This window comes from uncultured Flavobacterium sp. (assembly GCF_963975005.1).
Lineage (GTDB): Bacteria > Bacteroidota > Bacteroidia > Flavobacteriales > Flavobacteriaceae > Flavobacterium.
This window is the reverse complement of the sequence record NZ_CAXBFR010000084.1, coordinates 1-12,647: the sequence shown is the minus strand read 5'-3', so window position 1 is coordinate 12,647 and position 12,647 is coordinate 1. Positions and strand designations below refer to the sequence as shown.

Genomic DNA, 12,647 nt, shown 5'->3' with positions numbered 1-12,647 from the left:
ATTTATCGAAGTTCCATCGTGGTATTTTTACAATTACATAATCTAAAGTCGGTTCAAAAAGAGCCGAAGTAGATTTTGTAATTTGATTTTGTAATTCATCTAAATGATATCCTAAAGCTAATTTTGTAGCAATCTTTGCAATTGGATAACCCGTTGCTTTTGAAGCTAAAGCTGATGAACGAGAAACCCTTGGATTTATTTCGATAGCGACTATATCTTCTTTTTCATCTGGTGAAACTGCAAATTGTACATTACAACCACCAGCAAAGTTTCCAATAGCTCTCATCATTAAGATAGCCATATCACGCATACGCTGATAAGTTGAATCGGACAAAGTCATTGCCGGAGCAACGGTTATACTATCTCCAGTATGAATCCCCATTGGATCCATGTTTTCGATAGAACAAATAATTACTACGTTATCGTTTTTATCTCTAAGTAATTCTAATTCGTATTCTTTCCAGCCCAAAAGTGCTTTATCTATAAGTACTTCGTGAATTGGAGACATTTCTAAACCATAAGATAGTTTTTCGTCAAATTCTTCTTTTGTGTGAACGAATGCTGCTCCTGTTCCTCCTAAAGTAAAGGATGGACGAATTACTAAGGGGAAACCGAATTCTTGTGCAATTTCTTTTCCTTGTAAGAAGGAAGTCGCGATTTTTGCAGGTGCTGCTCCAACTCCTAATTTAGCTAAAAGTTGTTTAAATTTCTCTCTATCTTCAGTTATATTGATAGCATTTACATCAACACCAATCATTCTTACATTAAAATCATTCCAAATTCCTTTATCATCAGCTTCCAAACAAAGATTTAAAGCTGTTTGTCCACCCATTGTTGGCAAAACTGCATCAATTTGCGGATGTTCTTTTAAGATTTGAATTAATGATTTTGTAGTTAAAGGCAACAAATATACATGATCAGCCATCGAAGGATCTGTCATGATGGTTGCAGGATTTGAGTTTATTAAAATAACCTCAACTCCTTCTTCACGTAAAGAACGTGCTGACTGTGAACCTGCATAATCAAATTCACAAGCTTGTCCGATTACAATTGGACCTGAACCTATAATTAAAACCGATTTGATTGAATTGTCTTTTGGCATTGTAGTGTGTTGTTTTATCTGAACTTGTTTCAGATTCGTTGTTAGCTGTTATTGTGTAGTTAAGTTGTATGCTCAAAAATAATCTCTTTACTTGAATTTTGAAGCTTTGAGATTTGAAACTTATTAAATTTTATAAACAAGTTTAAAAAAAAGCCGCTACTAATAAAAGTAACGGCTTAATATTGATTAGTAGCTAATCATTATTTTTTATGTCTTGGTTCGCAAGATACAGTCAATTTGTGTCTTCCTTTTGCTCTTCTACGTGCAAGGACTTTTCTTCCGTTTGGAGTACTCATTCTATCCATAAACCCGTGTTTATTTCTTCTTTTTCTTTTCGATGGTTGAAACGTTCTCTTGCTCATTGCTTTATATCTTTAAAATCTATATTTATTTTTTTGTTATAGCTTCCTATAAATCGAGTGCAAATATACAAAGTCTTTTTTCATTTACAAGTAGTTTTTAAAATATTTTTTAGTTAGAATTTATTACCTTTGCTTCAAATTAAAAAATACAGTATGTTTAATAAGAATATCAAATTAATTTTAGCCGGTTTAATCATTGCTTTCGGCATATATCAATTTATAGAAGGTAATATCGGAAACGGGATTTTCTTACTCCTTTTTTCAACAATATTTATTTTCTTATATTTTAAGAATGAGTTTATTTTATTGGCTTTCTTGAAATTGAGAAAACAAGACATGGATGGAGCAAAGGCTTGGTTAGATAAAATCAAAAATCCAGAAACTGCTTTAATAAAGAAACAACAAGGGTATTACAACTACCTTAATGGAATTATGGTTTCGCAAACAAACTTAACGCTAGCTGAGAAGTTTTTTAAGAAAGCTATTGAATTAGGTTTAAGCATGGACCAAGATTTAGCTTTAGCCAAATTGCAATTAGCTGGAATTTCTTTAACAAAACGAAGAAAAATGGAAGCTACTAAGTACTTAAACGAAGCTAAGAAACTAGACAAACACAATATGTTGAAAGAACAGATTGTTATGTTGAAACAACAATTGAAGAAAATTTAGATTTTCGAATATAAGATTTCAGAAGAAAAAAAATCACAAACTAGTCTATCTAATTTGTGATTTTTTTATTCTGTATATCCCGTTGGCTAAAACCGAACGGCAATGAATTTCTTTATAAAATATTTTGTTGAATATCTGATATTTATTCAGGCACTTCAATTAGATAGGTTTTCCCACTTAAAACACTAAGCTTTTTATCTCTTAGCCAAGGATTTAAAACCTTTAACGTTTTATAATTTGTTCCTTGCTCTAAAGCAAATGAAGCTAAATCTTCTATTGAAGTTTCTATATGAAGTTTTTTTGTTGGTACGTTTACATATAATTCACTCTGAGGAATATCAAAACCGTATTTTGGAGAATTCTTCATAATTTCCTTTAAAGCCAATATTCTAAACACATAGCGACCTGTTTCTTCATAGAATAACGCATCATAGTAACTTGAAACTTGTTGAGCTTCTAAAACTCTATTAACACCAGCCATTCCTCCATTATATGAAGCTGCTACTAATGTCCAATTGCCGAATTTTTCGTAAGCATCATTTAAATATTTACAAGCTGCTTCTGTGGACTTTTCTAAATGGTAGCGTTCATCAACATGGTCTGTAACTTCCATCCCATATTCTTTTGCGGTAGCTGGCATAAATTGCCAAACACCTCTTGCTCCAGCTGGTGAGACTGCATTTACTAAACTACTTTCAATTACAGCTAAATATTTAAAATCATCTGGCACACCATTTCTTTTTAAAATAGGTTCAATAATAGGAAATACCTTATTTGCTCTTTTAATTACCAAGGTAGTATTTGAGTGATAATTCATATTAGTAACCATTTCTCTATCTAATCGCTCACTTACATCATTATCACTTGTTGGAACTGTTTCTCCAGAAAAATTCATTTCTGTAGGATAAGTAACTGAGTGTGATATTTTATTTATAGTTGTTGAAGTTGCATAAATAAACAAACTGCTTATCGCAATAATTCCGGTTATTTGTAACGCTCTTTTAAATTTCTGTCTCATCTTCATTATTGTTTAAAATTAATTTAGGTAAATTTTCATTTAACCATTTATACTTCATTATTACCAAAATATGCGTTGCACCTTTTACTACAATACTATTTTTGATGTGTCTTATCGGAAAAACTGCATCTGCATCACCATGAATATGTATAACATTTTCATCTGGTTTTGTTCTTCGCCATAAAATTACGTTTTCTATTGCCCAATCCAAATATTTTTTGTCTCGCATTTGCAAATATTTTTCATACATCCTTAAACGTCTTGTGACTAAATTCTCGCCAAAAGCATATTTTGCTAGTGCATCAATATTTGAGACCAACTGAGTTGGAATAACTTTATAAGCTTTTGTTGACTTTGCAATTTTCATTCGCAAGGGCAATTCTGCATTTGATTTCACACTCGAAATAATAATCACTTTTCTTGTTTCTATAAGCAATGCCATTTCTTGCACCAAAATTCCGCCAAAAGAAACTCCAATTAACACAGGATTCTTATGCTTTATTTCTTTAGTCAAGCGAAAAGCATACGCTTCGATTGACTCATTATTTAATGGCAAAAACCATTCCAAATAAAAAATTTCAAACTTTTCTACGGGCAATTTTATATGTTCAAAAATAGTTGAACTCGCAGCCAAACCTGGCATTAAATAAACTGGTATCTTACTCATGGGATATGTGAAAAAGTTTCGTAACTTTGTAAAACAATATATATTTAAAATGGAAATCAAAGATAACGAACTTTTAAGACAATTTGAAATTACAACAGACACCGGTTTAGTTGCCATTGAATATTCATTACAAGACCGTAAAATTTTTCTAACAAAATTTTGCGAAAACGAAAACCTTGACATTGAAATACAAGATGAATTTATTAGAAATGTTTTAGCAATTGCTGAAGAAAGAAAATTGAAGGTTGTACCAACACACTTAAGACTTATAAAGTTTTTTAGAAAAAATAGACGTTATAGAGAATTGCTTCCACCTGGATTGAAAATATAAAACATAAAAAAATGCTCTTAATTAAAAGAGCATTTTTTTTACAATAATTTATCAGTTTCTTAAACCTCAATAGATAAAAACTCAAGTCTTACACTTCCATCATCATCAATTTTTGATAATTTAATTTCGTGTAGTGTATTTGCTAATTCAGGATTCCAAGGAGTTTTTACTTTGACGTAATTTTCGGTAAATCCATGAATGTATCCTTCTTTGTTTTCGCTTTCGAATAAAACAGTTCTGTTTGTACCAATTTGACTTTCGTAAAAAGCTCTACGTTTCTTAACCGATAACCCTCTTAGCATTTTACTTCGCTTTGCACGAATATTCTTTGGTACTACTCCATCCATTTCGGCCGCTTCTGTATTATCTCTTTCAGAGTATGTGAAAACATGCAAATAAGAAATATCTAAATCATTCAAAAAATGATAGGTTTCAAGAAAATGTTCATCAGTTTCACCAGGAAAACCAACAATTACATCCACACCAATACAAGCATGAGGCATGACTTCGCGAATTTTATTGACTCTATCCACATACAATTCCTTCATATAACGACGTTTCATTTTCTTTAAAACTTCATTACTTCCAGATTGTAATGGAATGTGAAAATGAGGCACAAATGCTCTTGATTTTGAAACCAATTCTATAGTTTCATTCTTTAATAAGTTTGGCTCTATAGATGAAATTCGCAAACGCTCAATTCCTTCTACTTTATCTAATTCAGTTACTAAATCCAAAAATGTATGTTCGTGCTTTTTATTTCCAAATTCACCTTTTCCGTAATCCCCAATATTTACACCAGTCAATACAATTTCTTTTATTCCTTTAGCAGAAATTTCGGCAGCGTTCTTTAAAACACCTTCCATTGTATCACTACGAGAAATACCTCTTGCCAATGGGATTGTACAGTAGGTACATTTATAATCGCAACCATCTTGCACTTTTAAGAAAGCACGCGTTCTATCACCAAATGAATAACTTCCTACATAAAAATCAGCTTCTTCAATTTCACAGGAATGTACTTCACCCATGTCATTTTTAGACAAATCGTTTATGTAATCTATAATTTTGAATTTTTCTGTTGCTCCTAAAACTAAATCAACACCATTTACATCAGCTAATTCTTCTGGTTTTAATTGCGCATAACAACCTACAGCTGCAATAAATGCTTTGTCGTTGATTTTTAAGGCTTTTTTTACTATTTGTTTGAATTGTTTATCTGCGTTTTCTGTAACCGAACAAGTATTGATAACATACATATCTGCTACTTCTTCGAAATCTACACGTTCAAATCCTTCATCTTGAAAATTTCTCGCTATAGTTGAAGTTTCGGAGAAATTTAATTTGCATCCTAAAGTGTAGAATGCGACTTTTTTTTTATTTTCCATAAGTAAGCTCAATTGATGAAATCGTTGTCAAAAAACTGAGATTGCAAATTTAAGAATTTTTTAAAACAAAACAGCCACAGATTTAAAATTGTAACATTTTTATTAAAATTGCGTATAATTACTAAACTATTGATTATGGCTGGTGAAGGTTCAATGATGCATGCAATCAAAACCATGCAAAATAATAAAGCTCTTTTAAAAGATAAACGAAGAAGTAGTTGGAAAAATTATATTGGAGTTAAAAGCATTCCAACAGTCGACCACATAAAAGCTTCACCTGAGTTATTAGCTCAAATTAGAGAAAAATTTAAAGCAGAAAGAAAACAAAAAGCAAAAGAAAATATACTTTATTTAATTATTACGATTATAGCTTTGCTAATCCTTTTTTATGCTATTTATTGGTTGTATTTTATTGATAATAGAATTTATGTTTACGAACAATAATTACAAATAATTTATTCTTTACCAATGTCATCAATGCTTTGAACAGGCTCAACTTTAATTTTAGACCATTTTTTTTCTAACAAATAATAGAAAACCCAACTAAACAACAATCCAAATGGAAAAGCAATTAAGCTTAATAAAAGCGTGTTTTCATAATCAAAATTCAAACCAAAAGCAGCAATAGCTATACCTAAACAAAATCCTAGAAAAACAGTTCCTACATAATACATTATTACACCTAAAAAGGCAAACAACCATTTATTTTGATTGAATTTTTCTGCCAATCTATAAAAATACTTTCCTATCCAATAAATAAATATTAATCCTAACATACCTATTCTTTTCTAAATTTTTTAGTTTCCTCAAAAATGTGCTCCATTATTTTGGCATCTTCTTCAGTGAATTCAACTTTTCTTCTTCCCATTACGATTTTAGCAGTTTCAAATGCTTTTTTCGTAATGTAAGTCGTAAATCCAGAAGCTCCACCCCAAGAGAAACTTGGCACAAAATTACGTGGAAAACCAGAACCAAATATATTGGTTGAAACTCCAACTACTGTTCCAGTGTTAAACATTGTGTTAATTCCGCATTTTGAATGATCTCCCATCATTAAACCACAAAATTGCAATCCAGTTCTTGCAAAACCTTCCGTTTCATAACTCCATAATCGAACCTCATCATAATTGTTTTTAAGGTTTGAGCTGTTTGAATCTGCTCCAATATTACACCATTCTCCTAGAACTGAATTTCCTAAAAATCCATCATGGCCTTTGTTTGAATAACCAAAAAGAACTGAATTATTCACTTCTCCACCAATTCTTGAATGTGGACCAACAGTTGTTGCTCCGTATACTTTAGATCCTAATTTTACTTGAGCCTCTTCACAAAGTGCAAAAGGTCCACGAATTACAGAACCTTCCATAATTTCTGCATTTTTTCCAATGTAAATTGGACCAGTCGATGCGTTTAAAGTTACAAATTCAAGCTTTGCTCCTTCTTCAATAAAAATATTTTCTGATGCAATTACATTTACACTTTTTGGAATAGGTTCTGATTTTCTATCTTGAGTTAGATAATCAAAATCTTCACGAATGGCTATGTCATTTTTCTCGAAAATATCCCAAGTGTTTTGAATTTGAATAACATCTCCTTCATACTCAATTAAATCATATTTATCAAAATCAACTTCTTCTTGGGTATCAGTCGTAAAGAAAGCCAAAATTTCTTCTTGATAAACAACAGCTTGATTTATTTCTAAATTCGAAATCATTTCCACCAAAACTTCATTAGGCAAAAAAGAAGCATTAACCATAACATTTTCTTCCATTTCAACCATTGGAAATTTTTCCATTAAATATTCTTCGGTTAAAGTAGTAGTTGTATGTCCTAAGTACATTTCCCATTTTTCTCTAATGGTTAAAATCCCAACGCGAATATCAGCTACTGGTCTTGTGAATGTAAAAGGGAGTAATGTATTTCGAACAGTTCCGTCAAATAATATATAATTCATGGTCGTTTTATTAAAATTCAAAATTACAATTTATTCCATAAAAAAACCTCCCAAATTGGAAGGTTTTAAATATTTAGAAAAATTTCGATTATTTTTTATCGAATTTTGCATATTTAGTTTTGAATTTATCAATACGTCCTGCAGTATCAATAAGTTTAGATTTACCTGTGTAAAAAGGGTGAGAAGTTCTAGAAATCTCCATTTTGAAAACTGGATATTCAATACCTTCGTGTTCAATTGTTTCTTTTGTTTCTACTGTTGATTTTGTAATAAATACATCTTCGTTACTCATGTCTTTGAAAGCTACTAATCTGTAATTTTCTGGGTGGATTCCTTTTTTCATCTTTGTAAATCTTTTTATTTGTTGGCTATAAACCGTCCTGATGCTTTCTCTTTTTATTGAAAAAGGTATAAACGTCTATAACTTTTTGTTTATAATCTTAATTATTTTTAAGAGTGCAAATTTACACTTAATTTTTAATTTACAAGCACTTCTGTAACTTTTTTTATTTTTTTATCACTTATATAGGTAAACTTTATTATTTCTATATTTGTAGATTAATTAAAAACAAACTAACCATGAACGAAATTATCAAAAAGAACGGAATTACTTTTGGAATAATTGGAGGATTATTATCTATTGCAACAACATTATATGCTTATTTAATTGATTTAACCATTTTTGGTTCATTATGGCTACTCCTTTTTATAGTAGTTATTTATATAGTTTTAAATATAATTTTATTGACTAAGACAAAAAAAGAATTAAACAATAGCTTTTCATTTAAAGAAGCCTTTACTACTTTTTTTATTAGTATGGTTATAGGTGTTGTTATGTCTGTTGTTTTTAATATTATCCTATTTAATTTAATAGATTTAGAATTAGCAGAAAAAGTTAAACAAGTTGCTATGGAGTCTACTTCTAACCTTATGAAAAAATTTGGAGCTCCAACTTCTGAAATCATTAAAGCAGTAAAAGAAATAGAAAAATCTGATAACTATAGTGTAGGGAAACAAATTCAAGGGCTTTTTATGAATATTGTTATCAGTTCGATTTTTGGATTAATTTTCGCTGCAATTTTTAAAAGCAAACCAAAAGACCAATTCTAAATGAATTTATCCATAATAATTCCTTTATTAAACGAACAGGAATCCTTACCAGAGTTACATCAATGGATTGTGAGCGTCATGCATACGAATAATTTTTCGTATGAAGTACTCTTTATAGATGATGGAAGTACTGATGACTCATGGCAAACTATTGAACAACTTTCTAAAAAAGATAAAAACGTAAAAGGAATTCGTTTTTTACGAAATTATGGAAAAAGTCAGGCTTTGCATGCTGGTTTTGCTAGAGCAAAAGGAGATGTAATCATAACTATGGATGCAGATTTGCAAGATAGTCCAGACGAAATTCCTGAATTATATAATTTAATTATCAAGGAAAACTATGATTTAGTTTCAGGTTGGAAGAAAAAAAGATATGATTCGGTTGTCTTTAAAAACATTCCTTCTAAACTATTCAATTGGGCAGCACGTAAAACTTCTGGTGTTAAATTGCACGATTTTAATTGTGGTTTAAAAGCCTACAAGAATAACGTTGTAAAAAATATAGAAGTTTCTGGTGAAATGCATCGTTATATTCCAGTTCTAGCAAAAAATGCTGGATTTGGAAAAATTGGCGAAAAAATAGTGATTCATCAAGCAAGAAAATATGGCAATTCAAAATTTGGAATGAGTCGTTTTGTGAATGGTTTTCTTGACTTAATTACGATTTGGTTTATTTCAAAATTCGGAAAAAGACCTATGCATCTATTTGGATTATTAGGAACAATAATGTTTTTAATAGGATTTTGCTTGGCACTATATTTAGGAATAGATAAAATATTTATTCATAAAACAAGCAGATTAATTACAAATCGGCCACAATTTTACATTGCTTTAGCATCAATGATTATAGGAACACAGTTATTTTTAGCAGGATTTCTTGGTGAAATAATTTTGAGAACAAAAAACAACGAAGAACGTTATAAGATTTCAGAAAACATATAAATTATGCACATTGAAAAAAACATATTAGACAAAGTAAATATCTGGTTAACTCCAACTTTTGACAATCAAACCCAAGAAGCAATTAAAGAGATGATGACTTCTTCCCCTGCGGAATTAGAGGATAGTTTTTATAAAAATCTTGAATTTGGAACTGGTGGAATGAGAGGAATAATGGGCCCAGGAACCAATCGAATCAATAAATACACATTAGGTAAAAACACTCAAGGAATATCTGATTATTTAAAGAAATCATTTCCAAATGAAAAATTAAAAGTTGTCATAGCCTATGATTGCCGACACAATAGTGATACTTTAGCTAAAGTTGTTGCAGATGTTTTTTCGGCAAATGGAATACACGTATATCTATTTTCAGAAATGCGTCCAACACCAGAATTATCTTTTGCTTTAAAACATTTAAATTGTCATGCAGGAATTGTTTTAACGGCTTCGCATAATCCACCAGAATACAATGGATATAAAGTATACTGGCAAGATGGTGGTCAACTTGTTCCACCACAAGATGGTGAGATTATTAAATTAATCGAAAACCTTCAATACAGTAACATTAAATTTGAAGCTAATGAAAATTTAATTGAGTATATTGACAAAGATGTCGATGAAGCCTTTGTAAATTCAACCGTTGAAAATGCTAGTTTTAACACACCGCAAGCATCAAAAGACAATCTAAAAATTGTTTACACTTCATTACACGGAACTTCAATCAAATCTGTTCCAGCTGTTTTAGCAAAAGCGGGTTATAAAAATGTGAATATTGTTCCTGAACAGGAAGTTCCAGATGGAAATTTTCCAACAGTAAAATCTCCTAACCCAGAAGAACCAGAAGCTTTAGCAATGGCAACTGCTTTAGCTGAAAAAATAAATGCTGATATAGTCGTTGGAACTGATCCTGATAGTGACCGTGTTGGTGTTGCTGTTAGAGATTTAGAGGGGGAAATGATTTTATTAAACGGAAATCAAACTATGGTGGTAATGACTGCCTTTTTGTTAGAAAAATGGAAACAAGCTGACAAGATTACAGGAAATCAATTCATTGGCTCAACTATTGTATCAACTCCAATGATGCTCGATTTAGCTTCTGCTTATGGAGTTGAATGTAAAGTAGGCCTAACAGGTTTTAAATGGATTGCAAAATTCATTAAAGATTTTCCAAACCAAGAATTTATTGGTGGTGGAGAAGAAAGTTTTGGCTACATGGTTGGCGATGCAGTAAGAGATAAAGATGCTGTTTCTGCTATTTTATTAGTTTGTGAAATTGCTGCCATTGCTAAAGCAAACGGAAGTAGTTTATATAAAGAATTATTAAATCTATATGTTGACTTTGCTTTTTATAAAGAATATTTAATTTCAATTACGAAAAAAGGAATTGAAGGAGCAAATGAAATCAAGCAAATGATGATTGACTTGCGTGAAAATCCAATGCAAGAAATAAATGAACAAAGAGTTGTAATGATTGAGGATTATCAAAACAGCACAGCCAAAAACATGTTTACTGGCGAAGTTGAAGCATTAGACATTCCAAAATCAAATGTATTAATTTACTATTTAGAAGATGGAAGTAAAATTTGTGCAAGACCAAGCGGAACTGAACCAAAAATTAAATTCTATTTTAGTGTAAATGATACTTTAGATAGTATTGAAAATGCTAAAGAAGTTGAAGAAGAATTAGATACCAGAATAAAAAATATTATTGCTTCAATGCAATTAAATTAATTGAATGAAAAAGATAATTCAAAAATTAAAACCCTATTTAAAGCCTTTTAAAAACCATATTGTTTGGAATGTGTTTTATAACATATTGTATGCTCTTTTTGGAACATTATCTTATGTAGCTTTGATACCTATGATGAATGTTTTGTTTGACACAACAAAAAAAGTTACCATAGAGCCAATATATACAGATTTTTTTCATCTAAAAAATTATCTAGAAGACTTAATGTCTTATTATGTTACCATTTATAAAGAAAATGGAACAGAAGAAAAAGCACTTTTACTTGTTGTTGTAATAGTAATATTTACATTTTTATTTAAAAATATTGCAGGTTATTTAGCTTCATTTCACATGATGCATTTGCGTAATGGAGTTACCGCAAAATTAAGAAATGTAATGTATAATAAAGTAATTAGCTTACCCGTTTCATTTTATTCTGAAAAAAGAAAAGGTGATGTTATGGCTCGTATGCTTGGTGATGTTGGAGAAGTACAAAATTCATTTTTTATGCTTTTAGAACTAATTGTAAAAGAACCTCTAACCATTGTGTTTTCAATAGTTATGATGTTTACTTTTAGTTGGAAATTAACTCTTTTTGTTTTTATTTTTATTCCAATTTCTGGTTTAATTATTTCAAGAATTGGTAAGAATTTAAAGTCACAGTCATTAAAAGCACAAAACGAAGGCGGTTACATGATTTCATTAGTAGAAGAAACCTTAACGGGATTAAAAGTAGTAAAAAGCTATAATGCTGAGCCTGTTTTTAAAAATAAATTTGGCAGTTCTATTGATCGTTTATTAAATCTTTCAAATAAAATTGGTAAAAAAAATAATTTAGCAGGACCATTAAGTGAGGTTATGGGAATTATAACAATTGCTATTCTATTATACTATGGTGGAAGTTTAGTCTTGGTTGATAAATTAGCTGATGGCTCACCTGCATTACAAGGTCCAGTATTTTTAGCTTTTATGGGATTAGCCTATAATATTTTAACTCCTGCAAAAGCAATTTCAAAAGCTTCTTATGCCGTTAAAAACGGAATTGCTGCAGCTGATCGTGTATTCGAAATTTTAGAACAAGAAAACACAGTTGACACAAAAATAGATGCTGTTAAAAAAACTGATTTTAATGATAAAGTTACTATTGAAAACATCAACTTTAGATATGGTGATGAGAATGTATTAAAGAACTTTTCAATTACAGTTCCCAAAGGAAAAACGGTTGCACTAGTTGGTCAATCAGGTTCAGGAAAAAGTACGATAGCCAATTTATTAACCCGTTTTTACGACGTTCAAGAAGGAGCTATTAAAATTGATGGTGTTGATATCAAAGACATGAATATTCATTCGTTAAGAGGTTTGATGGGATTAGTTA

15 protein-coding genes are annotated in these 12,647 nt (G+C 30.4%); 7 read left to right on the top strand and 8 right to left on the bottom strand.

Features of this window, described 5'->3' with window-relative positions:
* Together carB and rpmH are read right to left on the bottom strand one after the other, a co-directional pair.
* The coding region (carB, locus tag AACZ53_RS10400) for a carbamoyl-phosphate synthase large subunit (RefSeq protein ID WP_339837991.1) at positions 1-1,102 on the bottom strand (1,102 nt) is incomplete at its 3' end.
* Between the two features lie 200 nt (positions 1,103-1,302).
* Positions 1,303-1,464, bottom strand: coding sequence for a 50S ribosomal protein L34 (rpmH, locus tag AACZ53_RS10395; RefSeq protein ID WP_035665819.1), 162 nt, complete (start codon positions 1,462-1,464; stop codon positions 1,303-1,305).
* Between the two features lie 153 nt (positions 1,465-1,617).
* On the opposite strand from rpmH, the gene AACZ53_RS10390 reads away from it, so the two are divergent.
* Entirely contained in the window at positions 1,618-2,133 is a 516-nt protein-coding gene (locus AACZ53_RS10390) for a DUF2892 domain-containing protein (RefSeq protein WP_339837988.1), read from the top strand.
* Positions 2,134-2,275: 142 nt separating this feature from the next.
* Here the strand turns inward: AACZ53_RS10390 and AACZ53_RS10385 are convergent, their stop codons facing one another.
* Together AACZ53_RS10385 and AACZ53_RS10380 are read right to left on the bottom strand one after the other, a co-directional pair.
* The gene (locus tag AACZ53_RS10385; RefSeq protein ID WP_339837986.1) at positions 2,276-3,151 is read right to left on the bottom strand and encodes a lytic transglycosylase domain-containing protein; all 876 of its coding nucleotides are present in this window, start codon (positions 3,149-3,151) and stop codon (positions 2,276-2,278) included.
* A complete protein-coding gene (locus AACZ53_RS10380; protein ID WP_339837984.1) occupies positions 3,135-3,818 on the bottom strand; it encodes an alpha/beta hydrolase in 684 nt (227 codons plus the stop codon). The genes AACZ53_RS10385 and AACZ53_RS10380 overlap by 17 nt, the downstream gene beginning before the upstream one ends.
* 49 nt (positions 3,819-3,867) lie before the next feature.
* Between AACZ53_RS10380 and AACZ53_RS10375 the strand changes: the two genes are divergently transcribed.
* Positions 3,868-4,149 carry an N-acetyltransferase gene (locus tag AACZ53_RS10375; RefSeq protein ID WP_339837981.1) on the top strand — a complete coding sequence of 94 codons (282 nt, stop codon included), beginning with the start codon at positions 3,868-3,870 and terminating at the stop codon, positions 4,147-4,149.
* A 59-nt stretch (positions 4,150-4,208) separates the two neighbouring features.
* On the opposite strand, the gene mtaB is transcribed toward AACZ53_RS10375, so the two are convergent.
* A complete protein-coding gene (gene mtaB / locus AACZ53_RS10370; protein WP_339837978.1) occupies positions 4,209-5,537 on the bottom strand; it encodes a tRNA (N(6)-L-threonylcarbamoyladenosine(37)-C(2))-methylthiotransferase MtaB in 1,329 nt (442 codons plus the stop codon).
* Between the two features lie 108 nt (positions 5,538-5,645).
* Here mtaB and AACZ53_RS10365 point away from each other — a divergent pair, with 108 nt between their 5' ends.
* Positions 5,646-5,981 (top strand): hypothetical protein, encoded by a 336-nt coding sequence (locus tag AACZ53_RS10365; RefSeq protein WP_339837975.1) that lies wholly within the window; start codon positions 5,646-5,648, stop codon positions 5,979-5,981.
* An 11-nt stretch (positions 5,982-5,992) separates the two neighbouring features.
* Here the strand turns inward: AACZ53_RS10365 and AACZ53_RS10360 are convergent, their stop codons facing one another.
* The 3 genes from AACZ53_RS10360 to AACZ53_RS10350 all read right to left on the bottom strand — a co-directional run bounded on the left by AACZ53_RS10360 (position 5,993) and on the right by AACZ53_RS10350 (position 7,834).
* Positions 5,993-6,313, bottom strand: a complete 321-nt coding sequence (locus AACZ53_RS10360) for a hypothetical protein (protein WP_339837972.1) — start codon at positions 6,311-6,313, stop codon at positions 5,993-5,995.
* 2 nt (positions 6,314-6,315) lie between these two features.
* Positions 6,316-7,491 carry a GlmU family protein gene (locus AACZ53_RS10355; RefSeq protein ID WP_339837970.1) on the bottom strand — a complete coding sequence of 392 codons (1,176 nt, stop codon included), beginning with the start codon at positions 7,489-7,491 and terminating at the stop codon, positions 6,316-6,318.
* 88 nt (positions 7,492-7,579) lie between these two features.
* Positions 7,580-7,834 carry a type B 50S ribosomal protein L31 gene (locus tag AACZ53_RS10350; protein ID WP_339837967.1) on the bottom strand — a complete coding sequence of 85 codons (255 nt, stop codon included), beginning with the start codon at positions 7,832-7,834 and terminating at the stop codon, positions 7,580-7,582.
* Positions 7,835-8,070: 236 nt separating this feature from the next.
* On the opposite strand from AACZ53_RS10350, the gene AACZ53_RS10345 reads away from it, so the two are divergent.
* The 4 genes from AACZ53_RS10345 to AACZ53_RS10330 all read left to right on the top strand — a co-directional run.
* On the top strand, positions 8,071-8,601 hold the full coding sequence (locus AACZ53_RS10345; protein ID WP_339837964.1) for a DUF4199 domain-containing protein: 531 nt from the start codon (positions 8,071-8,073) through the stop codon (positions 8,599-8,601).
* A complete protein-coding gene (locus AACZ53_RS10340) occupies positions 8,602-9,543 on the top strand; it encodes a glycosyltransferase family 2 protein (RefSeq protein ID WP_339837963.1) in 942 nt (313 codons plus the stop codon). It abuts the gene before it with no gap.
* Between the two features lie 3 nt (positions 9,544-9,546).
* Positions 9,547-11,274, top strand: a complete 1,728-nt coding sequence (locus AACZ53_RS10335; protein WP_339837962.1) for a phospho-sugar mutase — start codon at positions 9,547-9,549, stop codon at positions 11,272-11,274.
* A 4-nt stretch (positions 11,275-11,278) separates the two neighbouring features.
* The coding region (locus AACZ53_RS10330) for an ABC transporter ATP-binding protein (protein WP_339837961.1) at positions 11,279-12,647 on the top strand (1,369 nt) is incomplete at its 3' end.